Source organism: Herbidospora solisilvae (assembly GCF_009901565.1).
Taxonomy (GTDB): domain Bacteria; phylum Actinomycetota; class Actinomycetes; order Streptosporangiales; family Streptosporangiaceae; genus Herbidospora; species Herbidospora solisilvae.
The window spans coordinates 328,897-351,681 of sequence record NZ_WXEW01000001.1; the positions used below are offsets into that span (position 1 = coordinate 328,897).

19 protein-coding genes are annotated in these 22,785 nt (G+C 71.7%); 10 read left to right on the forward strand and 9 right to left on the reverse strand.

All coding sequences use genetic code 11. From position 1 onward, the window contains the following. Positions 1 to 36: 36 nt before the first annotated feature. Positions 37 to 972 (forward strand): ArsR/SmtB family transcription factor, encoded by a 936-nt coding sequence (locus GT755_RS01545; RefSeq protein ID WP_161477882.1) that lies wholly within the window; start codon positions 37 to 39, stop codon positions 970 to 972. Positions 973 to 985: 13 nt separating this feature from the next. Here the strand turns inward: GT755_RS01545 and GT755_RS01550 are convergent, their stop codons facing one another. Next, positions 986 to 1,672, reverse strand: coding sequence for a gamma-glutamyl-gamma-aminobutyrate hydrolase family protein (locus GT755_RS01550; protein ID WP_161477883.1), 687 nt, complete (start codon positions 1,670 to 1,672; stop codon positions 986 to 988). Between the two features lie 345 nt (positions 1,673 to 2,017). On the opposite strand from GT755_RS01550, the gene GT755_RS01555 reads away from it, so the two are divergent. Further along, positions 2,018 to 3,133, forward strand: a complete 1,116-nt coding sequence (locus GT755_RS01555) for an FAD-binding oxidoreductase (protein WP_161477884.1) — start codon at positions 2,018 to 2,020, stop codon at positions 3,131 to 3,133. Between the two features lie 40 nt (positions 3,134 to 3,173). Further along, a complete protein-coding gene (locus GT755_RS01560) occupies positions 3,174 to 3,485 on the forward strand; it encodes a ubiquitin family protein (protein WP_030453580.1) in 312 nt (103 codons plus the stop codon). Here GT755_RS01560 and GT755_RS01565 read toward each other — a convergent pair. From GT755_RS01565 to GT755_RS01590, 6 genes are all read right to left on the reverse strand, one after another. After that, entirely contained in the window at positions 3,482 to 6,337 is a 2,856-nt protein-coding gene (locus GT755_RS01565) for a DUF7507 domain-containing protein (RefSeq protein WP_161477885.1), read from the reverse strand. The two genes, GT755_RS01560 and GT755_RS01565, sit on opposite strands and share 4 nt — an antisense overlap. Before the next feature lie 82 nt (positions 6,338 to 6,419). Beyond that, on the reverse strand, positions 6,420 to 7,130 hold the full coding sequence (thyX, locus tag GT755_RS01570; RefSeq protein ID WP_161477886.1) for an FAD-dependent thymidylate synthase: 711 nt from the start codon (positions 7,128 to 7,130) through the stop codon (positions 6,420 to 6,422). Positions 7,131 to 7,150: 20 nt separating this feature from the next. After that, positions 7,151 to 7,933, reverse strand: a complete 783-nt coding sequence (locus tag GT755_RS01575; protein ID WP_161477887.1) for an ABC transporter permease — start codon at positions 7,931 to 7,933, stop codon at positions 7,151 to 7,153. Further along, a complete protein-coding gene (locus GT755_RS01580; protein ID WP_161477888.1) occupies positions 7,930 to 8,823 on the reverse strand; it encodes an ABC transporter ATP-binding protein in 894 nt (297 codons plus the stop codon). Before GT755_RS01580 ends, GT755_RS01575 begins: the two co-directional genes overlap by 4 nt. 54 nt (positions 8,824 to 8,877) lie before the next feature. Then, positions 8,878 to 9,993, reverse strand: coding sequence for an amidohydrolase (locus GT755_RS01585; protein WP_161477889.1), 1,116 nt, complete (start codon positions 9,991 to 9,993; stop codon positions 8,878 to 8,880). A 78-nt stretch (positions 9,994 to 10,071) separates the two neighbouring features. Beyond that, complete coding sequence (locus GT755_RS01590; protein ID WP_161477890.1) at positions 10,072 to 12,195, reverse strand: anthranilate synthase component I; 2,124 nt, start codon at positions 12,193 to 12,195, stop codon at positions 10,072 to 10,074. 298 nt (positions 12,196 to 12,493) lie between these two features. Between GT755_RS01590 and GT755_RS01595 the strand changes: the two genes are divergently transcribed. From GT755_RS01595 to GT755_RS01605, 3 genes are all read left to right on the forward strand, one after another. Next, positions 12,494 to 12,700, forward strand: a complete 207-nt coding sequence (locus GT755_RS01595; protein WP_161477891.1) for a DUF3311 domain-containing protein — start codon at positions 12,494 to 12,496, stop codon at positions 12,698 to 12,700. Beyond that, a complete protein-coding gene (gene mctP / locus GT755_RS01600) occupies positions 12,697 to 14,295 on the forward strand; it encodes a monocarboxylate uptake permease MctP (RefSeq protein WP_161477892.1) in 1,599 nt (532 codons plus the stop codon). Before GT755_RS01595 ends, mctP begins: the two co-directional genes overlap by 4 nt. Before the next feature lie 115 nt (positions 14,296 to 14,410). Continuing rightward, entirely contained in the window at positions 14,411 to 15,514 is a 1,104-nt protein-coding gene (locus tag GT755_RS01605) for an AI-2E family transporter (RefSeq protein WP_161477893.1), read from the forward strand. A 5-nt stretch (positions 15,515 to 15,519) separates the two neighbouring features. Here GT755_RS01605 and GT755_RS01610 read toward each other — a convergent pair whose 3' ends face one another. Further along, positions 15,520 to 16,785, reverse strand: a complete 1,266-nt coding sequence (locus GT755_RS01610; RefSeq protein WP_328794113.1) for an aminotransferase class V-fold PLP-dependent enzyme — start codon at positions 16,783 to 16,785, stop codon at positions 15,520 to 15,522. Between the two features lie 112 nt (positions 16,786 to 16,897). On the opposite strand from GT755_RS01610, the gene GT755_RS01615 reads away from it, so the two are divergent. The 4 genes from GT755_RS01615 to GT755_RS01630 are packed head-to-tail and all read left to right on the forward strand — an operon-like array spanning position 16,898 to position 20,453. Then, the gene (locus GT755_RS01615) at positions 16,898 to 17,911 is read left to right on the forward strand and encodes a PLP-dependent cysteine synthase family protein (RefSeq protein ID WP_161477894.1); all 1,014 of its coding nucleotides are present in this window, start codon (positions 16,898 to 16,900) and stop codon (positions 17,909 to 17,911) included. After that, positions 17,908 to 19,080 (forward strand): MDR family MFS transporter, encoded by a 1,173-nt coding sequence (locus GT755_RS01620; protein WP_328794114.1) that lies wholly within the window; start codon positions 17,908 to 17,910, stop codon positions 19,078 to 19,080. Before GT755_RS01615 ends, GT755_RS01620 begins: the two co-directional genes overlap by 4 nt. Further along, positions 19,073 to 19,936 carry a class I SAM-dependent methyltransferase gene (locus GT755_RS01625; RefSeq protein ID WP_161477895.1) on the forward strand — a complete coding sequence of 288 codons (864 nt, stop codon included), beginning with the start codon at positions 19,073 to 19,075 and terminating at the stop codon, positions 19,934 to 19,936. The genes GT755_RS01620 and GT755_RS01625 overlap by 8 nt, the downstream gene beginning before the upstream one ends. Continuing rightward, a complete protein-coding gene (locus tag GT755_RS01630; protein ID WP_161477896.1) occupies positions 19,905 to 20,453 on the forward strand; it encodes an EXLDI protein in 549 nt (182 codons plus the stop codon). Before GT755_RS01625 ends, GT755_RS01630 begins: the two co-directional genes overlap by 32 nt. A gap of 5 nt (positions 20,454 to 20,458) precedes the next feature. On the opposite strand, the gene GT755_RS01635 is transcribed toward GT755_RS01630, so the two are convergent. Then, positions 20,459 to 22,714 carry a catalase gene (locus GT755_RS01635; protein ID WP_161477897.1) on the reverse strand — a complete coding sequence of 752 codons (2,256 nt, stop codon included), beginning with the start codon at positions 22,712 to 22,714 and terminating at the stop codon, positions 20,459 to 20,461. Positions 22,715 to 22,785: the final 71 nt, after the last annotated feature.

A 22,785-nucleotide genomic window follows, 5' to 3' on the forward strand; every position in this document is an offset into this window, starting at 1 on the left:
AAGCCGGTGTCAAGACGGGCCGCCGACACTCGGCGGGTGCTGCGCATCCACTTCACCGCCGAGGACATCGCGCGGACCCGCCTGAGCACCGTCGCCGACCCCCTGTGGGAGGTCCTGCTGAGCCACTTCCGGCTGGGCGACCCGGCCCCGCCGGCCCACCTCCGCCCGTGGACCGCGCGGCTGCGCGCCCGCCCCGACCTGACGGACCTGATGCGGCCCGGCGCGGCGCTCCTCGCCGCGCTCGCCCCGCGCGGCCGCTACGTGCCCGACTTCCTCACCCCCGCCGAGTCGGCGGCCGGGCTCGACGCGGGCCTGGACGCCGTCCGCGCGACGGACCCCCGGCGGCTGCGGCGTGAACTGGACACCGCCGCGCGCCGGCTCCCCGCCGGCCTGCCCGAGCTGGCGCGCGCCCTGGGCGACTTCCACCGCGCCGCGGTGGGCGCCCACGACGACCTCGTCCGGGCGAGCGTCGAGGCCGACGTCGCGACGCGGACGGGCACGCTGCTCGCCGGGGGCGTCGAGGCGCTGCTGCGCGGCTTCGCGCCGATGATGCGCTGGCGGCGTCCGGTGCTGGAGGTGCGCCACCCCGCCGACCGCGACCTCCACCTCGGCGGCCGGGGACTGCGGTTCGTGCCGTCGTTCTTCTGCGACGGGACGCCGGTGTCGCTCGCCGACCCGGACCTGTCGCCGGTCGTGGTCTACCCGATCGCGGCCGAACACCGGGCCGCCGGGACCGGGACGGACGGCTCGCTGGCCGAACTGATGGGTCCGACCCGCGCCGCCGTGCTGGCCGCGCTGCGGCACAGCTCCTCGACCACCCAGCTCGCCACGCGGCTGCACGCCTCGCTCGCCTCGATGAGCCGCCACACCAAGACCCTCCGGCAGGCGGGCCTGATCACCAGCACCCGGCGCGGGCCCGCCGTCCTGCACGGCCTCACCCCGCTGGGCCGCCGCCTCCTCGACGGCGGCTGACGGTCCGCGCCGGTCAGAAGGGCCGGGCCGCCTCGACCAGGGCCTCCATGAGACGGTTGTCGGCGCCGCGCTCGGGGTGCCACTGCACGCCCACGCAGAAGCGGTGCCCCTGCAGTTCGACGCCCTCGACGATCTGGTCGTCGGCCCAGGCCACCGCGAGCAACCCCTGGCCGAGCTTCTTCACCGCCTGATGGTGCGGCGCGTTCACCTCCAGACGGTCGCCGACCGCCTTGCCGATCTTGCTGGACACGCTGATGATCACGGTGTGCCGGGCGCCGGTGTGCCGGTCGTGCGCCACCACGTCGGGCAACCACGGGATCAGCGAGCCGCCGAGCGCCACGTTCAGCACGTGCATGCCGCGCGACACCGCGAGCACCGGCTTGCCGGCCGCCACCGCCGCCTTGGCCAGGGCGATCTCAAAGCGGTCGCGGTGGGCCTGCGGCTCGTCGACGCGCGGCTCGCGCGGCTCGCCGTAGAGACCGGGGTCGACCTCGATGCCGCCGGCGAGCAGGACGCCGTCGAGGCCGCGCAGATGGTCGTCGACGTTGGCCGGCAGCAGCGCGGGCAGCACGACCGGGACGCCCCCGGCCTTCTCCACGGCCCGCGAGTATCCCTGCGGGGAGACCACGGCCTCCCGCACCCACGCGCCCCAGCGGGCGGCCTCAAGGTAGCTGGTGATGCCGATGATCGGACGGGCCATGGAGTCTCCAGTAGGTTGCGCGCGACGGCATGCCCATCATGGCGCACTTGATTTCGGTTTTGTCACGTATCCCACGTATCAGTCAGCGCCCCTCGTAACAACACGAATGACATTCGCGTTTCTTGTCCGAAAATGTCGAGACCTGAGCTCACGGAGGATGACGTACCGACTACCAACAGTCGCCTTTGGGGTGAATCAGTTGTGACGTGCATCTCAGAGTGGAAGACTCCCAAATGAGCGAAGGTTGTGCCGGGGGGCCGCCGCGCTCGTTCACCCGGAACCGTCAGGGAGGTGGATCGGCAGACCGGAAGAACCTATTCCGGTCACTCAGGGTGGGACCATTACATGTCGTTGAATCCGCGCCTCGTCAAAGAGAGTTTCTCCGTCGTCGAGCCTGTCGCGGAGCGAGCAGCCGCGTACTTCTACGGCCGCCTGTTCGCGCAGAGTCCGCATCTCCGGGGCATGTTCCCCCCGGCGATGGACATCACGCGAGACCGTCTTTTCGGCTCGCTGACCCGGATCGTCTGGATGCTGGACAGCCCGGACAGCCTGGGGGGGTATCTGGGACAACTCGGGCGTGACCACCGTAAGTACGGGGTCGTGGCCGAGCACTACACCGCCGTCGGCAACGCGTTGCTGGCGACGATCAAACGCTTCGCGGCCGAGATCTGGAACGCGGAGATCGAGGCGGCCTGGGTGGCCGCCTACACCGCCGCCGCCGACGCGATGATCGGGGCGGCCGACGCCGACGCGGGCAGGAACCCCGCCTGGTGGCTGGCCGAGGTGGTCGACCACGACCGCCGCGCGCCCGACATCACCGTCGTCACGCTCCGGCCCGGCCAGCGCATGGACTTCGTGCCGGGCCAGTACGTCAATGTGCAGGTCGCCCGCTGGCCCCGCGTCTGGCGGACCTACTCCATCGCCAACGCGCCCCGGGCCGACAACACCATCACGCTGCACGTGCGCACCCTGCCGGGCGGCTGGGTGAGCACCGCGCTCGCGCAGCACACCAAGATCGGCGACCAGATCCTCCTCGGCCCGCCGGTCGGCACCATGGCCCCGCCCGACGGCGAGCGCGACATCCTCTGCGTGGCGGGCGGCACGGGCCTGGCCCCGCTCAAGGCCATCGTCGAGCAGGTCATCTCCTCGGGACGGCGGCCCAACATCTCCATGATCGTGGGCGCCCGCCGGGCGTCCGAGCTCTACGACCTGCCCGACCTGCGCCGCCTGGAGTCGGGCTTCCCGTGGCTGAGCGTGCTGCCGGTGGTGTCGCACGACGACTCGTACACGGGCATGCGGGGCGATCTCGACGAGGTGGTGCCGAGGATCAACACGTGGACCGGCCACGAGGTGTACGTGTGCGGACCGGCGACCATGGTCAACACGACCGTGCGGCGGCTGCTCGACAGCGGGGTGCCGCTGTCGTCCATCCACCGGGACGCGATCCAGGGCGAACCCTGAACCGCGCCCGCGAACGCCGCGGGCCTGGCACGATGAACGGATGAAAGCCCGGCCGGTCACCCTGGTGACCTTCGTGCTGCCCACCACCCTGCGCCACTGGATCGGCGACGACACCCAGGTGCGCGTGTTCGCCGTGGCGCCCGGGGAGTCGGAGACCCCGACTCTCGGGGGCGCGCTCGACACGCTGCGCCGCACCCACCCGGACCTGGAGGGGCGGCTGCGCGACGAATACGGCGCGCTTCGGCGGCACATCGGCATCTTCGTGTGCGGGGAGAACGCCCGGCGCCTGGGCGGGCTCGACTGCGAGCTCCCCCCGGGCGCCGAGGTCTACGTGCTTCCCGCGCTGAGCTAGTACCGTTCCGCCACCCCGGCGTTGACCTCGGTGAGGACGACGCCGGTCTTGGCGTACCGCACCAGGTTCGGCACCGACGGCGGCTGGGCCAGCGTGGTCTGGGCGTAGCGGACGGTGTCGCCGACCGTGCCCAGGCCGAGGGCCCTGGTCGTGGGCGTGCTCACGACGGTGCCGGCGTTGATCCTGCGGGTCGCCGTGTTGAGCAGGGCGGCCAGCAGGTCGGCGCGCAGCGTGCGCGGCTGCGTGACCGGCAGGAAGAACACCGCGTCCGCCTCCTGCTGCGACAACCTGCCGTCGGGGGCCGATCCGTCGGCGCCGTCCCAGCGGGTGTCGGTCGCCTGCACCCGGGCCAGGACCTCGGCCGTGCGCAGGTCGTCGCGGAGCGCCCACAACGCCCGTACCATCGGGTTCCGGCCCGGCGCGACGACGGTGACCGTGGTCGACGACGAGGCGGTGACCGGGGCGAAGACGCAGGCCCCGCTTCCGTTCTTGTACGCCACCGACACGGTCGCCGTGAACACCGCGCCCTGGAGGGCGAGCAGGGTCGGCCGGGCGGTGAAGACGATCGCCCGGTCGCCCGAGTCCGCGGCGAGGTCGCCGGGGTTCCAGGTGAGGGTCCGGGTGCCGTCGGCGTTCAGGGTCACCGTGGCCGGTTTCGGCCCGGCGCCCAGGTCGAGCGGCGTGCTGTAGTAGACGTCCTTCGGCAGGGTCGCCGTGACGGCCACGTTCGAGGCGGCGTCACCGCCCGCGTTCGCGTAGGTGATCGTGTACGTGATCGCCTCGCCCGCGCGCACCGACGGGGTCGCCGTCTGGGCCACGGTGAGCTTGGGCGCCCGCGCGGTCGTCTCCACCGAGGCGGTGTTGTCGGTCCGCGACGGGTCGGGCACGCCCTCGGCGTCGGTGCCGGTGACCGTGGCGGTGTTGGTGATCACCGTGCCGTCGGTGACCTCACACGGCACCTGGTAGCTGAACGGCGTGGTCGTGGTCGCCCCGGCGGCCAGGTCGGGCAGCGTGCGGCGCTGGACCGTTCCGTCGGGCAGGGTGTCGGTGACCTCGATCGCCTTCGCCGGGCCGGGGCCGAGGTCGGTGACGCCGACGGTGTAGGAGATGGTGTCGCCGCCCGTCGCCGTCGCGCGGTCGGCGGTCTTGGCGAGCTTCAGGTCGGCCTGCTGCGCCATCGCCTTGTAGTCGGTCTCCGTCAGTTCCACGGGCAGGTTCCGCCGCAGGCCGTCGGCGAAGAAGCCGACGTGCAGGCGGGGGTTGTACTGGATGCCGGCCCAGTCGTCGTGGCCCTTGAGCTCGGTCTTCTCCTGGATGTTGCAGCCCTTGCCCGGGTCGCCGATGGAGTCGATCCAGTTGATGTCGGCATCGGCGTCGGTTTCGAGCGTCTTGTCGTCGTTCCAGTCGAGGGCCTGGTCGTTGGCGTCGTCGAGCCGCCACTTGCCGTTGAGGCCCCAGATCATCTTGCGGGCCGGGTTCGCCGTCGCGTGGAGGCGCTTGTTCTCGTCGAGTTCGGTCTCCTTCAGCGGCACGCCGAAGGCGGTGCCCTTGGCGGCGCTGCTGTAGTCGAGCGGACGGTTCGGGTCGCGGCGCGGGAACTGGAAGACGTAGCTCATCACGCTCAGGTAGTTGGGCTTGCAGTTGACGTGGTCGCCGCCGCCGTGGCCGAGGCTCAGCGTGTGGCCGAGCTCGTGCATGAACGTCGAGCCCTCGATCACCCGCCGCTCGGCGTCGTCGTCGAAGTCCCAGGTGGCGACGGTGACGATGAAGTCGTTGCCGCCTTCGAGGGTGACCTCGTCGATCTCGGCCTGGCCCGAGGAGTCGGGGTCGGCCTCGTACTGATGGCCGAAGATCATGTAGCGGTAGACCTGGCGGCGCGCGTTCAGGATGTTCGCGCAGTTCGGGCTCGCGCGATCGGCCGCGGTGCCGAAGTGGCCGTCGCAGGGGAGGTCGGGTTTGCCGCTCTTGAGGTCGTTGAAGTCGTCGAGGTCACCCGTCCCGGGGTCGTGGAACTTCACGACGTCGATCCGGGGCACCTCCTCCCCGCTGAGCACGTGCAGGTTGACGCCGCGGTACTTGCCGGGTTCGTACTGGTCGACCGGGGCGGCGGCGAACGCGTTCACCACGTCGGTGATCGCCCCCGCCACGGGAGCGGCGTCCTTCATGTGGTCGGCCTCGACGAACAGGTCCTTGCGGTAGGGCAGCGCGCCCATGTCGCCCAGGGGCAGGTCGACGGTGCCGTCGCCGTCGGCGTCGAGGCCGCGGCCGGGGGCCTCCCAGACGTCCATGAGGCCGTCGCCGTCGCCGTCGGTGGTCTTGGCCTTCTCCAGGCAGTCGGGGGTGGTGATGGTGAAGTAGCCGCGCGCCGAGTCGACGGCGCTCTGCTCGCTCTCCCCCGCCAGCGACGTGACGCCCGCGCCCTGTTGCGCCGTCAGGCCGCTGCCGGTGAACCGGCACGTGTTCAGGTCGAACTTCAGGTCGACGTGGTCGCCCGGCGCGCCCCAGTCGATGGCGTCGTCGGCGCTGAGGTCGTCCTGGTCCCACAGTTCCATGTGGATGTCGACCGGGTTCTGGCTGGTGTCGACGTCGGCGGAGTGGATCCAGTTGGTCCGGAAGTCGCCTCCGTGGGCGCAGCAGAAGTCGTCCTTGCCGTCGTAGAGCTCCTCATTGCCGATCTTGAACTTCGGGTAGTAGTCGTTGCCGCATGCCTCCCCCTCGCCCTCGTCGCAGGAGATCTCGACGACGCGGTAGAGGTGGACGGTGACCTTCACGGTCGCCGCGTGGGCGGGCGGGGCGACGAGAACGGCCGCCACGACCAGTAACCCGGTCAGGGCGGCCTGCAGTCTTCTCATTTCGGGGTGCTCCTTCCGCGATGTTCGTCATCGCAGGATGGAGCCGCCCGGCGGCGGGCGCCTGAGCACCCGGGTACTCAAATCAGGGGGAGACGCGCCCGTTGGCGTTGAAGGCGGCGTGGGTGAGCGGCATCAGCCCGGCCCACAGGGCCTCCATCTTCTCGGCCACCATCTCGATCTCGCGCTGCGGGAACGACGGGACGACGGCCCGTTCGTCCTTGGTGCGCAACGACAGGAAGTGCATCAGCGCGCGGGCGTTGCAGGTGGCGTACATGGAGGAGAACAGCCCGACGGGGAGCACGGCCCGCGCCACCTCGCGGGCCACCCCGGCCTCGAGCATCTTCTGGTACGCCGCGTAGGAGGCCCGGTAGGACTCCTCCATCGTCTCGGAGACGAGGGTGTGCTGCTCGGGGGTGCCGTCGACGAACACGTACTTGCCGGGGCGGCCCTCCTGCACCAGCTTGCGGTCGGGGCCGGGCACGTAGAAGACCGGCTGCAGCTCCCGGTAGCGGCCGCTCTCCTCGTTGTAGGACCACACGCGGTGGCGGTGGAACTCGCGGAAGACGAAGATCGGCGCGCTGATGAAGAAGGTCATCGAGTTGTGCTCGAACGGCGACCCGTGGCGGTCGCGCATCAGGAAGTTGATCAGGCCCTTCGACCGCTCGGGGTCTTTGTGGATCTCCTCAAGCGACTGCTCCCCCGCCGTCGAGACCCGGGCCGCCCACAGCACGTCCGAGTCGGACGCGCTGTGTTTGACCAGTTCGACGGATACATCACTCTGCAGCTTCACCATGGGCCATGAGCATAACGACCTCAGGTGATGTCTCTCCGGGTGGTGGTGAGGTTGGCGATGACGGCGAACAGCAGGGCGTAGCCGATCAGGACCAGCGCGCCGCCCCAGGCGGGCAGCAGGTTCGACTCCCCGAGGCCGGTGTCGAAGTCGATGCTCATCAGCGCCTGCGCCGCCCCGCCGGGCAGCCACTTGCCGACCGCCTGGAGGGCGGGGAAGGAGCTGAGGATCGACTCGATCACGAACGCCCAGACGACGCCGCCGATCAGCGCGGCCACCTGGTTGCGCACCAGCGCGCCCAGGCCGATGCCGAACAGGGCGTAGAGGATCATCGTGGCCAGCACCCCGACCGCGAGCTGCGGGATGCGGTTGGCCGTCAGGTCGACCGTGCCGCCGCCGATCAGCACGGCGGTGACGGCGACGACGGCGGTGAACAGCAGCGAGACGACCGCGAAGAACGCGCCGATGATCACGCCCGCGCCCAGCTTGGCGGCGATGACCCGGCCGCGCTTGGGTGTGGTCAGGAAGGTGCCGGTGATCGTCTGGTAGCGGTATTCACCGGTCATCAGCACGATGCCGAGGATCATCGTGAAGATGTTGCCGTTGGCGTTGCTGAGGGCCAGCGGCAACCACGCCGGGTCGTCGAGGGCGGGCAGCGCGGGCTGGCCGTTGGGCGCCGGGGCCCCGGCCTGGGCGATCAGGAACGCCAGGCCGAGCGTGGTCAGGGCGAGCATGACCAGGGCCATCGCCCACCACAGGCGGGTGGTGAAGAGCTTCTGGAGCTCCGCGCGGATCAGGTTCGTCATGCCGGGGCCCCCTCGCCGGTCAGTTCGAGGAAGACGCTCTGCAGGTCGGAGCGCTCCTGGGCGACCTCGGTGAGGAGCACCCGCTGGTCGAGGGCGAGGCGGCCGATCTCCTCGGCGTCCAGGCCCTTGACCCGCAGCACGCCGGGTTCGACCTCCTCGACCTCGGCGCCGGCGGCGCGCAGGGCCGGGGCGAAGTCGTCCTTGGTCTTCACGCGGACCGCGCCGCCGCCGTTGCCGGTGAGTTCGGCGAGGCTGCCCTGGCGGACCAGCCGGCCCTTGGCGATGATCACCACGTTGTCGACGGTCTGCTCGACCTCGGCCAGCACGTGGCTGGAGACCAGCACGGCCGCGCCCAGGTCGTGGGCCAGGTGGCGCAGGAAGCCGCGCAGCCACTGGATGCCCGCCGGGTCGAGGCCGTTGGCGGGCTCGTCGAGGATGAAGATCTTCGGCTGGCCGAGCAGCGCGCCCGCGAGGGCCAGCCGCTGGCGCATGCCGAGGGAGAAGCCGCCCACCCGCTTGCGGGCGGCGTCGGCGAGGCCGACCTGTTCGAGCGCCTCGTCGGGCCGGGAGGCCGGCAGGCCCGCCGCGGTGGTCATGATGCGCAGGTGGTCGCGGGCGGTGCGGCCGGGGTGGAAGCTGGTGGCCTCCAGGACCGCGCCGACCTCGTTCAGCGGGTGGTCGAGGCTGGCGTACCGCCGCCCGTTGACCAGCGCCTCCCCCGAGTCGGGGGTGACCAGGCCGAGCAGGGAACGCAGGGTGGTGGTCTTGCCGGCGCCGTTGGGGCCGAGGTAGCCCGTGACGGTGCCGGCTTCCACCGTGAAGGAGACGTCGTCGACGGCGCGGACGGCGCCGAACGACTTGCTGAGGTTGCGGATCTCTATGGCAGTCATGGCGTTTCAAGTCTTTCTGCCAAGATCTGCTGATTCCTCCTACCTGAAGACGATTTAGAGTCGGTAGATCCGACGAGCGTTCCCCGACCCGATCATCCCCGCGACCCGTTCCGCGTCTGCGCCCGACCAGTCGCCCGCGTCGATGCGGGCGGCCAGTTCGCGGGCCAGCACGGTGCGGTGCCGCAGCGCCCCCAGGTAGACGGTCTCGGCGACGCCCCACCCGCCCGAGCCGAACATGATCTTGTGGAACGGCGCCAGGCCGAGCACCTCGGGGAGCCCGTCGCGGACGTCGATGTGCACATGGGGGAAGGCGGCGGCCAGGAACGCGGCGGCGCGCTCGTACGGCGAGCAGTGCAGCAGGATGACCGGCACCCCGAGCGGGCCCAGCGCCCTGATGAAGGGGACCAGCGCGGTCGGGTCGGACCGGTGCAGCAGGCCCAGCTCGACCCCCGAGTGGCCGCACGGGATCTGCAGCGGCATGGCCCGCTCCCGCGCCACGTCGACGCCGGTCCAGAGCAGGTGGCGCAGCAGCACCGGGTCGGCGAGCGGCTTCTTCGGCTCGGCGGCCCGCCGCCCGGCCGCCGCCAGCACCGCCCCGCGCGCCGGCCGGACCGGATCGACGTCGAGCCCGCAGCGGTAGCCGATCACGGTCGACAACCCGACCGCCCGGGAGGCCCGCGCGGCCACCTCGCCCCGCAGCCGGTCGAGGTAGGCGGGCGCGCTCAGCCCTTCCTCCGCGACGTCCTGCTCGACCCGCTCCAGCCGGACGATCTCGTCGGAGGCCGCGCCCCCGAGCCGTCCGGTCTCGGCCACCGACAGCAGGTCGGGCGAAACATCGGTGCCGGTGTCGACCAGGAACGCGACGACCCCGGCGGCCCGCAGCAGCGTCCGGTTGACCTCGGCGGCGCCCAGTTCGGCCCGCCGGGCCAGGTAGACGGCGGCCGGGGTGTGCGGTTCGAGCCCCAGGACGGGCGCGCACCAGCGCCGGATCGCCACCCCCTCGGGGGTGTCGAAATGGGTCGTCCCGGGCGGCGCGGGATGGCCCGCCCGGGTGATCAGCGTCTCGAACTGGGCCCTGACCAGGTCGTCGCGGCGCACCCCCTGGCAGTGGTGGTCGACCAGGGGCGCCGCCAGCGCCGCCCGGACCGGACCCGGCAGCACCGGCGTCATTTCCCTCGTCCCCCTTTTACGACAGGGACAGGACTTTAGAGCCGGGGACGCCGGGCGGTCAGGCGATCGGTGCGATCTTTACCGGGTCAGCCGGAGCACGTTGGCGATGATCTTCGCGCCCGCGCCGCCCTCGGTGGTGAGGATCGACTCGGGGTGGAACTGCACCCCGAACCGGCGGTTGACGGGGTCTTCGATCGCCATGACGGCGCCGTCGGCGGTGGCCGCCGTGACCGTGAACCCCTGCACGCCCGGGTGCTTGGCGTGCACCGAGTGGTAGCGGGCCGCGGTGAACGCCTCGGGCAGCCCGTCGAGCAGCGCGCTGTCGCCCTCGCGCTTGATCTGCCCGCGCTTGCCGTGCTCCGGGTAGGGCAGCAGGTCGAGCTGCCCGCCCGCCTGCTCGACCATGGCCTGCAGGCCGAGGCAGACCCCGAAGACCGGCAGGCTCCGCTCGTAGAGGGCGGCGATCAGGCGGTCGGTGCCGAAGTCGCTCGGCCAGCCGGGGCCGGGCGACAACACGACCAGGGTCGGCGCGACCTGCTCGATCATCGCGAGCGGGAAGCCGTGGCGCAGCGTGACGACCCTGGCGCCCTGCTGGCGGAAGTAGTCGGCCAGGGTGTTGACGAACGAGTCCTCGTAGTCGACGAGGAGGACGGTGTGGCCCTCGCCCGGCTGCTCGGCCGCGACGGCCTCCTGGGCGACCTCGCCCCGGCCGACCGCGGCCAGCGCGCCCAGCAGGGCGCTGGCCTTGAGCTCGGTCTCGCGCTCCTCGGCGTCGGGGTCGGAGTCGAACAGCAGCGTCGCGCCCGCCCGGACCGTCGCCACGCCGTTCTTGATCTGGGCGGTGCGCAGGGTGAGGCCGGTGTTCATGGAGCCGTCGAAGCCGATGAAGCCGACCGCGCCGCCGTACCAGCGGCGGGTGGTGGCCTCGTGGTCCTCGATGAACTGCATCGCCCACGTCTTCGGCGCGCCCGTGACGGTCACCGCCCACATGTGGGTGAGGAAGGCGTCGAGGGCGTCGAACTCGGGGCGCAGGTAACCCTCGATGTGGTCGACGGTGTGGATCAGCCGCGAGTACATCTCGATCTGGCGGCGGCCGATGACCTTGACCGAGCCGGGCACGCAGATGCGCGACTTGTCGTTGCGGTCGACGTCGGTGCACATGGTCAGCTCCGACTCCTCCTTCACGCTGGACAGGAGGGTGCGGATCGCCTCGGCGTCCTCGACCGGGTTGGCGCCCCGGGCGATGGTGCCGGAGATCGGGCAGGTCTCCACCCGCTCGCCGGTGACCCGGACGTACATCTCCGGCGAGGCCCCGACCAGGTGCTCGCCGTCGCCGAGGCTGAGGATGAACTCGTACGGCGCCGGGTTGCTGGTGCGCAGCCCCCGGTAGAAGGCGGGCGGGTCGTCGCACGGGGCGTGGAAGACCTGGCCGGGCACGACCTCGAACAGGTCGCCGCGCTTGAACTTCTCCTTGGCCTTGGCCACGACGTCGGCGTAGGCGCCCCGGACGGGGTCGGCCGGGATGTCGACGGCCTTGACCAGCTCACGGGAGTCGCCGGTCCGCGGCAGGCCCTTGGTCTCGCGGCCCTCGTAGGCGAACTCGTAGGAGTACTCCAGCACGGTCTCCTTCACCCGGTCGATCACCACGAGGCGGTCGGGCAGGTGGAGGACCAGGTCGCGCTGGTCGTCGGGGCGGGTGAGCTGGTAGCGGATCGGCTCGAACTGGAAGGCCAGGTCGTAGCCGAACGCGCCGTAGAGGCCCAGGTGCTGGTCGTCGCCCTTGAACGCGGCGATGACCTCGCGGATCGCGGTGAAGACCGTGGGGCGGCGCGAGCGCATCTCCTCGGGCAGCCACTCGTCGGACTCGGGCACCTCGACCTCGGTGAAGGTGGCGGTGGGCGTGCCGACGACCTCACCGGCGGCGCGGAGACAGGCCGCGACGGCGGGGAGCACGACGGCGCCCCGGTCGTTGAGCGCGCGGGCCGAGATGCGCCGGCCCCGCGCGACGAGCTCCAGGCAGGGATCGGCGTAGCCGAAGGCCCATCGGCTGTACCTGCCCGGATAGTCCATCCCCGAGGAGAACGCCCCGCCCCGGCGAGTGCCGAGCGAGTCGACGATCTCGTCGAGGGCCGCCTCGGGGACGGCGCGCACCACGCGCTCGACCCCGATGCCGCCCGCCGTGGTGTAACCGCTGGTCTCCACTGTCGCCCCTTGATCCGTTCATGCCCCGGGGGCGGAAACGCAGAAGGCCGCCCAATCCCGGGGCGGCCTGTTTCGATTTCGCGAAAACCTGAGCTGAGGGCCGCCTGCTAGCGGCGCCACCACTGCTGCTGAGGAATTCGCATGCGGCACACAATAACACGCCGGACTCCACATGTCGGGCGAATGGCCGGGCACATGACCACTCGGCGCGTCCAGGCTGCCGCTCGTCGATGGGAGCTCCACCTGTGACACCCGTCACTTTACGCTCCAATCGACAACCTGTCGGAAGGAGAGTCCGTTGACGGATCCACGTTCCCCCAGATCGGACCGCAGCCGCTGGAACTGGGTGTTGCTGCTCGCCGTGGTCATCCCGCTCGTACCGGCCCTGTTCAACCATGAGGAGCCGCGGCTGTTCGGCGTTCCGCTGTTCTACTGGCTGCAGCTCGCCTTCCTCGTCGTCAGCGTGTCGGCGACCCTGATCGTCTACCGGGTGACCCGCCGATGAACGAGCACATCACCGAGATCGTCATCTTCACCGTCCTGTTCCTGCTGGTCAGCGGCATGGGCTTCGTGGCCGCGCGGTGGCGGCGGGCCGACAATCTGGCCTCGCTCAACGAGTGGGGGCTGGGCGGGCGCAACTTCGGGTCGTGGATCACGTGGTTCCTGGTCGGCGGGGACCTCTACACGGCGTACACGTTCGTGGCGGTGCCGGCGCTGCTGTTCGGGGCCGGGGCGACCGGGTTCTTCGCGGTGCCCTACACGGTCATCACCTATCCGCTGGTGATGCTGGTGCTGATCCGGCTCTGGTCGGTGTCCCACGTGCACGGGCTGGTGACGCCGGCCGACTTCGTGCGGGTGCGGTTCGGCTCGCCGACCCTGGCGCTGCTGGTGGCGATCACCGGGATCGTGGCGACGATGCCGTACATCGCGCTGCAGCTCATCGGCATCGAGGCCGTGCTGAAGACGATGGGCGTGACCGGCGACCTGCCGCTGATCATCGCGTTCGCCATCCTGGCGGCGTACACCTACCAGAGCGGCCTGCGCGCGCCGGCGCTGATCGCGTTCGTGAAGGACATCCTCATCTACCTGGTGATCCTCGTCGCGGTGATCTACATCCCGGCGCGGCTCGGCGGGTTCGGGTCGATCTTCGACGCGGCCGAGGCGAAGTTCGCCGGCACCCCCGCGCCCGGTGACGGGATCCTGCTGAACGCCAACAACCAGCTCCAGTACGTCACCCTGGCTCTGGGCTCGGCGATGGCGCTGTTCCTCTACCCGCACAGCGTGACCGGGGTGCTGGCCTCGCGGTCGCGCGACGTGATCAAGCGGAACATGTCGGCGCTGCCGGCCTACAGCCTGTTGCTGGGGCTCATCGCGCTGCTCGGCTACATGGCCATCGCGGCCGGGATCACCCCGATCGGGAAGGACGTGAACACGGTCGTGCCACAGTTGTTCGACCGGATGTTCCCCGACTGGTTCACCGGCGTCGCGTTCGCGGCCATCGGCATCGGCGCGCTGGTCCCTGCGGCGATCATGTCGATCGCGGCGGCGAACCTGTTCACCCGCAACATCTACAAGGAGTACGTCCGGCGCGACGCCACCGACGCGCAGGAGGCCCGGGTCAGCAAGCTGACCTCGCTGGTCGTCAAGGTGGGCGCGGTGTTGTGCATCCTGCTGATCGACCCCCAGTTCTCGATCGACCTGCAGCTCATCGGCGGGGTGATCATCCTGCAGACGCTGCCGTCGGTGGCGCTCGGGCTGTTCACGCGGTGGTTCCACCGGGTGGGGCTGATCGCCGGCTGGACGGCCGGGATGACGGCCGGGATGGTCCTGCTCTACAACATCGCGAACCCAGCCAACAACCACGCCCACTTCGGCGGCTCGGCGTTCCCGCTGAGCAAGCTCGGCTTCGACACGCCGATGACGATCTACGCCGGGTTCCTGGCCCTGATCGTCAACCTGGTGGTCGCCGCCCTGGTGACGGTGGTGGCCCGCCGCCTGGGGTCGTCCGAGGGCGTGGACGGGACCCGGCCGCGCGACTACACCGCCGACGCCGGGGACCCCGAGGTGAAGGACGACCTGGAGCCGGCGGGCTCGACCTGAATCCCTCTCCCCGTGCCGTCCTCGTGGCGCTCGTCCCGGCCACGCGGAAGCTGGCCCCTACCCCGTCATCTCTGCGATCATCGGCGAGCACCGAACGTCACGGGGAGGGACGCCGATGGCACATCCGGCGGAGGAAGGGGACGGCCTGACGAGGGCCGCCAAGACGGCGGGGCGGATCCTGATCCTCATCGCCCTGACAGCAGTGATCCTGTGGATGGTCTACCAGGTCAAAACCGTCGCCATCAGCATCATCCTGGCGGTCTTCATCACCACGCTCATGATGCCCCTGGCCCGCGCCCTGCGCGACATCGGCCTGAACCGGACCCTGTCCACCATGGGCGCCTTCATCGGCGTGATCGTCGTGCTGGCCGCCTTCATCGCGCTGCTGGTGCCGCCGACCATCGACGGGTTCGCCGAGCTCAACGCCAGCATCGGCCAGGTGGTCACCGACCTGCAGAAGACCGCCGCGGGGTTCGGCCTGGACCAGGCGAAAATCCAGGAGATCGTCGTCGACGTCCAGACATACCTGTCGGAGCGCGGCCAGGAGATCGCGTCGGGGGCGCTCACGGGGGTCCGCACCGCCGGCGAGATCGTGGTCGGCGGGGTGCTCGCCCTGATCCTGGCGGTCTACCTGGTCCACGGCGGCGACCACCTGGTCCACTGGGTGGCCGACCTGGCGCCGCGCGGCAGCCGCGGCCACATCCTGAACACCTGCCGCATCGTGTTCGACGTGATCGGCCGCTACGTCCGCGGCGTGGCGGCGGTCGGGTTCGTCGACGCGTTCTTCATCGGCATCACGCTGTGGGTCCTCGGGGTGCCGATTGCACTGCCACTGGCGGTGCTGACGTTCGTCGGCGCGTTCCTGCCGGTCATCGGGGCACTGTTCGCGGGCCTGCTGGCGGCCGTGGTGGCGTTCGTCGCCAAGGGGTGGATCGTGGCCGTGATCGTGATCGCGGTGACGATTCTCGTGCAGCAGCTCGAGGGGCATGTCCTGGCGCCGTTGATCTACGGGAAGGCGCTCGACCTGCCCGGGGCGGTGATCCTGGTGGCCTTGGCGGTGGGCAGTGTCGTCGCGGGGATCATGGGCGCGTTCCTGGCGGCCCCGGTGGCCTCGGTGATCGTGGCCCTCATCCGCAACGCCAAGGGCCGCTCCCCCGACGAGGGCCCGCCGGCGGCACCGCCGGAACCGCCGCCCCCCGCCAGGCCCGCGGTGACCTGACCCCGTCAGCGCCCGGTCAGCTCCCGCAGGGCGGCGGCGAGGCGGTCGACGTCGGCGGCCGAGGTGAACAGGGCCGGGGTCACCCGCACGCAGTCGCCCTTGGCGACGCCGTCGCGGTGCACGGTGAAGATGCGGTGCCGGGTGTAGAGGTGGTCGACGACGGCGGTGTTGTCGGCCTTCGACGTGCGCCCGGCGAGGCGGAAGGCGGTCATGCCGCCGTACATGGCCGGGTCGTCCGGGGTCAGGATCTCGATGGGCAGGTCGCGCATCTGGTGGACCCAGCGGTCGCGGAGGTAGCGCAGGCGGGCCTCCTTCGCCGGGGCGCCGAGGCTCTCGTGGAAGTCGAGGGCGGCGCCGACGCTGAGGATGGGGGCGACGTCCATGGTGCCCGAGTGCACCCGCGACCGGATGTCGGCCGCCTGCGACTCGTCGCCGAACACGGGGGCGACGTCGGCCAGACGCTCCCTGCGGATGTAGAGGAAGCCGCTGCCGAGGGGCGCGCCCATCCACTTGTGCAGCGAGAAGACGCCGAAGTCGGCCTTCAGCGCCGGCAGGGTGAAGTCGAGGTGGCCCCAGGAGTGGGCGGCGTCGACGATCACGTCGACGCCCCGGGCGCGGGCCAGGTCGACGATCTCGCCCACGGGCACGACCAGGCCGGTGCGGTTGTTCATGTGGCTGAGCAGCAGCAGCCGCAGCCGCGGGGTCGTCTCCAGGGCGGCGGCGTAGGCGTCCAGGACCGCCTGGCGGGTGGCCGGTTCGGGGATCACCAGGCGTTCGACGCGGGCGCCGTGCCGGTCGGCCAGCCAGTTCAGGGCCGACTGGCCGGTGTGGAAGTCGAGGTCGGCGTACATGACCGCGTCGCCGGGGGCGAGGCGGCGGTAGCCGGTGATCAGGTTCTGCAGGGCCTCGGTGCCGCCCCGGGTGAAGGCGATCTCCTCCTTCGTCACGCCCAGGAGCCCGGCGATCCGCGCCGCCGCCTCCTCCGCGTGCTGCCGGTAGGCCGTGCGCAGCAACCGGCTGTTCTCCGCGTTCAACCGGTCGGAGTGGGCGTGGTAGGCCAGCCTGACGGGTTCGGGCATGCTGCCGAAGTAGCCGTTCTCCAGGTTCACGAAGCCGGGGTCGACCCGGAACGCCGCCGCCACCGACCGCCAGAACACCTCGTCGTGGGCGAGCCGCCCGGGAGGGCCCGCGGGCGCCGCGAGAGCGGTCGCGGGGCGGGCCATGAGCGACAGCGGCAGGCCGGTGAGCATCGCGCGGCGTGACAGGGTCACGTCTCCCCCTTCGGTACGGCTGGGGGGCTGCTCGATTATGCGCCGCCCCGGCCGCCGGGACCGGCGGGGCACCACCAAACACGCGGAAAGTTCGGTTACTTTGCGTGACGACATGTCTTCTCAACTGGTGGGCGGCACCCCGGTACGCCTGATCACCGAGCCCTTCGCCCCCGCCGGGCGGGGCTTCTGGGCCAAGCTGGAGGCGGTCAACCCCGGCGGTCTCAAGGACCGGGCCGCCCTGCACATCGTCGGGCGGGCCAGGGAGCGCGGCGAGCTCGCGCCGGGCGCGATGATCGTGGAGTCGACGTCCGGCACGTTCGGCCTGGGGCTGGCGCTCGCCGGGATCGTGTACGGCCATCCGGTCACCGTCGTCACCGACCCCGGCATGGAGCCCCTCGTCCACCGGCTGCTCTCCGCCTACGGCGTGCGGGTCGAGACGGTGACCCGGCCCCATCCCGACGGCGGCTGGCAGCGGGCCCGGCTCGACCGGGTGGCCGAACTGCTGGCGGAGCACCCGGGGGCCTACTGCCCCGACCAGTACGCCAACCCCGACAACGTCGGCGCGTACGCGGGCCTGGCCGACGAGCTGGTCGAGCAGCTCGGGCGGGTCGACGTGCTGGTGTGCAGCGTCGGGACCGGCGGCCACTCGGCCGGGGTGACGCGGGCGCTGCGGCGGCGCGACCCGCGCGTCGGGCTGGTGGGGGTCGACGCGGTCGGGTCGAGGATCTTCGGCCAGCCGGCCCGGCCCCGGCTGATGCGCGGCCTGGGCAGCAGCATCCACCCGCGCAACGTCGCCCACGGGGAGTTCGACGAGGTGCACTGGGTGGCCGCCAACGAGGCGGTCTGGGCCTGCCGGACCCTCGCGGCCACCCACTACACGACCGGCGGGTGGAGCGTCGGCGCGGTCACCGTCGTCGCGTCGTGGCTGGCCCGCACCCTGCCGCCGGACACCCGCATCGCCGCCGTCTTCCCCGACGGCCCGGCCCGCTACGGCACGACGATCTACGACGACGGCTGGTGCGCCGCCCACGGCCTGCTGCACCGGCCGCCGGCCCGCGAACCCGACGAGATCAAGACGGCCGACGAGGCCGAGGTGACCCGCTGGACCCGGATGGTGATCCGGTGACGGCCTGGCGCTCCTTCGACCCGACGACGCGGCTGCTGATGGTCAACCAGTTCACCATCAACGTGGCCTTCTACCTGCTGATGCCGTTCCTGGCCGGGCACCTGTCCGGCGGGCTGGGCCTGGCGGGCTGGACCGTCGGGCTGGTGCTCGGCGTGCGCAACCTCAGCCAGCAGGGCCTGTTCCTGCTCGGCGGCACCCTCGCCGACCGGCTCGGCTACCGGCCGGTCATCATCGCCGGATGCCTGCTGCGCACACTCGGGTTCGCGCTGCTCGGGTTCGCGCACACCCTGCCGGTGCTGCTGGCGGCCTCGGCGATGACCGGGTTCGCGGGGGCGCTGTTCAACCCGGCCGTGCGCGCCTACCTCGCCCATTCGGCCGGGGACCGGCGGGTCGAGGCGTTCGCGCTGTTCAACGTCTTCTACCAGGCCGGGATCCTGCTCGGCCCGGTGATCGGGCTGGCCCTGATGGCGGCCGACTTCCGGCTGGTCTGCGCGACGGCCGCCGGGCTGTTCGCGCTGCTGACGGCCGTGCAGATGCTCGCGCTGCCGCCCGGCCCCGAGACGCGGACCGGGCCTGCGGGGGTGCTGGCCGACTGGCGGGCCGTGCTGGCCAACCGGCCGTTCGTGTTGTTCGCGGGGGCGATGACGGGGTCGTACGTGTTGTCGTTCCAGGTCTACCTGGCGCTGCCGCTGGCCCTCGGCGACCCGGGCGCGGTGACGCTGCTGTTCGTGGTGTCGGGCGGGATCGCGGTGCTCGGCCAGCTGAGGATCACCGCGTGGGCGCGGGCCCGGTGGACGCCCGCGCAGGCCATGACGTGGGGGCTCACCCTGATGGGGACGGCGTTCGTCCCGCTGACGCTGACGACCTGGCCGGGCGCGGTGCTGCTGTGCGCGGCGCTGCTCGGGGTGGGCACGGCGCTGACGTACCCGTTCGAGATGGACACCGTCGTGGCCCTGTCAGGCGGGCGGCTCGTCGCCACCCACTACGGCCTCTACAACTCGATCGCCGGAATCGGCATCACGGTGGGCAACCTGGCCGTAGGGGCGCTGCTCGACCGGGCGGCCCTGTTGTGGGTGGCGCTGGCCTGCCTGGGCGGGGGGTGCGCGGCGGGCGTCCACCTCCTCGGCCGCTCGGGACTCACCCGGCCGCTACCGTGGGCCCATGGCTGAGGGATGGCGCTGGGACGAGACCCTGTTCGCGGGCGCCGCGCCCCACTACGAGCGCGGCCGGCTGCCCTACGCCCCCGGCTACGCCGAGACCCTGGCGGCGGCGCTCGGCCTCGACGACCGGAGCCGGCTGCTCGACGTCGGCTGCGGCCCGGGGATCGTGACCCTCGCGGCGGCCCCGTTCGTCGGAGAGGCGGTCGGGCTCGACCCCGACCCCGGCATGCTGGCCGAGGCCCGTCGGCGGGCGGAGCGCCGGGGCGTCGCCAACGTCCGCTGGGTGGCCGGGCGGGCCGAGGACCTGCCCGGTGACCTGGGCGCGTTCCAGGCGGTGGTGTTCGCCCAGTCGTTCCACTGGACCGACCGCGACCGCGTCGCCGCGGCCGTCCTGCGGATGCTGCCGCCGGGCGGCGCGTTCGTGCACATCGGCAACGTCCAGAGCCCGCTCGCCGCCCCCTACGCCGAGATCGGCGACCTGGTGCGGCGTTACCTGGGCCCGGTGCGCCGGGCCGGGCAGGGCGTGCTCGTCGACGGGACGCCGGGGCGCGAGGACCTCGTGCTGGAGCGGGCCGGGTTCGGCCCGGCCGAACGTGTCGTCGTCCCGGCCGGGCAGACGGTCGACCGCACGGCCGACGACCTCGTGGCCTGGACGTTCTCCCGTTCCGACTCCGCGCCGCACCTGTTCGGCGACCGGCTCGCCGCCTTCGAACACGACCTGCGGGCGCTGCTCGGCGCGGGCCCGTTCCCCGAACGCCTTCCCGCGACCGAGATCAGGATCTGGCGCCCGGCCCGGCATACGTATGCTCATGTGCATACGGAGGAGGCCGACGATGCCCAACAAGACGATCTACGTCTCGGATGACGACCTGCCGCTCTTCCAGCGGGCCACCGAGCTCGCTGGCGGCAAGCTCTCGGCCGCGATCAGCACCGCCCTGCGGCGCTACGTCGAGATGGAGGAGGGCCGGCAGGAGGGCTACGACGAGGTCGTCGTGAAGGTCGGCCAGGGCACGGCGGTGCGCAAGCAGCGTTTCTCCGGCGTGCTGCTCGGCGAGTGGAGCCGCATGGTGGGCCAGCGGACCGAGACGTTCCGGGTCTACCGGTCCCGCAAGGGCAAGTACGTCCTCCACGTCGAGCGCTCCCCCGAGTGGACCGACAGCATGACCCGCGACGCCGACAACTGGTTGTCGGGCCTGTTCTCCCGCGAGGCGTTGCGCACCTACCTCGGCCTGGCCGACTCCGACTACGGGTTCATCCAGGGCGAGGCCACCCTGGAGGTCCTCGACACGTTCGAGGGGCTGCGCGGCCGGGTCCCCGACGAGTTCTACGACATGATCACCGGTCTCGGCCGGCCGCCCGTCGTCGAGGACCTCGACATCTAGCCCCGTCAGGCGTTCGGGCCCAGCGAAGCGGGGAACCGCGACCAGACGCGGTGGCCGCCCAGCAGGGTGACGACCTCGCCCAGCACCTCCGGTCCCGCCTCGCCGACGACCACGCCGGGCGCGCCGGGCGGGATGCCCGCCGAGGCGAACGCGTCGGCCGCGCCGTCCCAGCCGCCCAGCGGCTTGCCGTGGCGGTAGGCCTCGTTCAGCATCAGCGAGACGCGCGGGTCGACCGGGCCGCTCAGGCCCGCCTTGGCGTCGCGGGCGCCGACCGCGTCGGGTCCCGGCGCGGGCGCGCCCGCCACCACGATCGCGTCGAACTCGACGGAGCGGGCGGCGGCGAAGGTGCGCTGCACCGAGATCGGGTCGCCGGGGCCGGGCAGCACGCCGCCCGCGGGCGCGATCACCAGCGGCACCATCCCGCCGTCGAGCACGGCCTGGCGGACCGTCCGCAGGGCGTCGAGGTCGCCGCCCGCGACGATGCCGACGATCCGGCCGGTGGTCGGCCACTGGCGGCCGACCTGCGACAACGCGGGGCTCGGCTCGACGTACACCTCGGGTTTGCCCTCCGGGACCGGCAGGCCGAGGCCGAGCGCCACCTGCTCGCACAGGTAGGGGTCGACACGCGCCAGCACCTGGAGCTGGCGCTCCCTGATGGCCTGCTCGAACACCTTGCTCAGCTCGAAGGTGTACGCGGCGATGATGTGCGCCTGCTCCACCGGCGACATGCTCAGCCAGAACAGGCGCGGCTGGCTGAAGTGGTCGGCGTAGGAGGCGGGCGCGGTCCGGCCGCGGGCCGCCGCCTCGACCGGGACCGGCACCTCCACGTAGCCGCCGGGCGCCTGGAACGGGCAACCCCCGTCGAGCGAGTTCGGCCGGTAGGGCGCGACCCCGGTGTGCACGGCGGTCTGGTGCATGCTGTCGCGCAGCATGTCGTTGACCGGGGCGTGCGGCCGGTTGATCGGGAGCTGGACGAAGTTGGGGCCGCCCAGACGGGTGATCTGCGTGTCGAGGTAGGAGAACAGGCGGCCCGCGAGCAGCGGGTCGTCGGTCACGTCGATGCCGGGCACGAGGTGGCCGACGTGGAAGGCGACCTGCTCGGTCTCGGCGAAGAAGTTGGCCGGGTTGGCGTTCAGCGTGAGCAGGCCGATCGGCTGCACCGGCGCGAGCTCCTCGGGCACGATCTTCGTCGGGTCGAGCAGGTCGATGCCCTCGAACGTCTGGTCCGGGGAGTCGGGGAAGACCTGGATGCCGAACTCCCACTCCGGGTAGGCGCCCGCCTCGATGGCGTCGGCCAGGTCGCGGCGGTGGAAGTCGGGGTCGACCCCGTTGACGATCTGCGCCTCCTCCCACACCAGGGAGTGCACGCCCGCCTTCGGCTTCCAGTGGAACTTGGCCAGCACGGTGCCGCCGTCGGCGGCGACCAGGCGGAAGGTGTGGACCCCGAACCCCTCCATCATCCGGTACGACCGGGGGATGCCCCGGTCGGACATGTTCCACATCGTGTGGTGGGTCGCCTCGGTGTGCAGCGAGACGAAGTCCCAGAACGTGTCGTGGGCGCTCTGCGCCTGCGGGATCTCGCGGTCGGGGTGGGGCTTGCCGGCGTGGATGACGTCGGGGAACTTGATGGCGTCCTGGATGAAGAAGACCGGGATGTTGTTGCCGACCAGGTCGAAGACGCCCTCGGAGGTGTAGAACTTGGTCGCGAACCCCCGGGTGTCGCGGACGGCGTCGGCTGAGCCGCGCGAGCCCAGCACGGTGGAGAAGCGCACGAAGACCGGCGTCTCCACGTCCTTGGCGAGGAAGGCGGCCTTGGTGACCTTGGCGGCGGAGCCGTAGCCGCGGAAGACGCCGTGGGCGCCCGCGCCGCGCGCGTGCACGACCCGTTCGGGGATGCGCTCGTGGTCGAAGTGGGTGATCTTCTCGCGCAGGTGGTGGTCGCGCAGCAGCACCGGCCCGCGCGGGCCCGCCTTGAGCGAGTGGTCGGTGTCGGGCAGGCGCGTCCCGGTCGCGGTGGTCAGGTAGGCGCCGCCCTGCGCCCGCGTCTCGGTGGTGTCACCCGACGGCTGACCGGTCGCCGTGAACGGGTCGGGGCCGCGCTGGTCGGGTTTGGGCGGCAGCGGCCCGCGTGGCTCGACCGGTTCGGCGACCTGCGGAGGGGCGCTGCCCGGCCGGCCCGGGATCTCCTCCCCGCCGTTGTCGGAGATCGCGTCGATGACCTTGTCGACGGCCTTGGCGACCGGGTTTTCCTTCTTGTTCACGGTGTCCCCTCAGTGGCGGCGCCTGGTCCGGAGATCTTCCCGGTGCTGCGGAGTGGCACGCGACACAAGGG

Bases quoted from the DNA above. Each gene is read 5' to 3' on its own strand.
- GT755_RS01580 (WP_161477888.1), bottom strand. From the start codon at position 8,823: ATGACTGCCATAGAGATCCGCAACCTCAGCAAGTCGTTCGGCGCCGTC.
- GT755_RS01585 (WP_161477889.1), bottom strand. From the start codon at position 9,993: ATGACGCCGGTGCTGCCGGGTCCGGTCCGGGCGGCGCTGGCGGCGCCC.
- GT755_RS01550 (WP_161477883.1), bottom strand. From the start codon at position 1,672: ATGGCCCGTCCGATCATCGGCATCACCAGCTACCTTGAGGCCGCCCGC.
- GT755_RS01560 (WP_030453580.1), top strand. From the start codon at position 3,174: ATGAAAGCCCGGCCGGTCACCCTGGTGACCTTCGTGCTGCCCACCACC.
- GT755_RS01615 (WP_161477894.1), top strand. From the start codon at position 16,898: ATGTCTTCTCAACTGGTGGGCGGCACCCCGGTACGCCTGATCACCGAG.
- GT755_RS01625 (WP_161477895.1), top strand. From the start codon at position 19,073: ATGGCTGAGGGATGGCGCTGGGACGAGACCCTGTTCGCGGGCGCCGCG.
- GT755_RS01565 (WP_161477885.1), bottom strand. From the start codon at position 6,337: ATGAGAAGACTGCAGGCCGCCCTGACCGGGTTACTGGTCGTGGCGGCC.
- thyX (WP_161477886.1), bottom strand. From the start codon at position 7,130: ATGGTGAAGCTGCAGAGTGATGTATCCGTCGAACTGGTCAAACACAGC.
- GT755_RS01575 (WP_161477887.1), bottom strand. From the start codon at position 7,933: ATGACGAACCTGATCCGCGCGGAGCTCCAGAAGCTCTTCACCACCCGC.
- mctP (WP_161477892.1), top strand. From the start codon at position 12,697: ATGAACGAGCACATCACCGAGATCGTCATCTTCACCGTCCTGTTCCTG.
- GT755_RS01555 (WP_161477884.1), top strand. From the start codon at position 2,018: ATGTCGTTGAATCCGCGCCTCGTCAAAGAGAGTTTCTCCGTCGTCGAG.
- GT755_RS01605 (WP_161477893.1), top strand. From the start codon at position 14,411: ATGGCACATCCGGCGGAGGAAGGGGACGGCCTGACGAGGGCCGCCAAG.
- GT755_RS01630 (WP_161477896.1), top strand. From the start codon at position 19,905: ATGCCCAACAAGACGATCTACGTCTCGGATGACGACCTGCCGCTCTTC.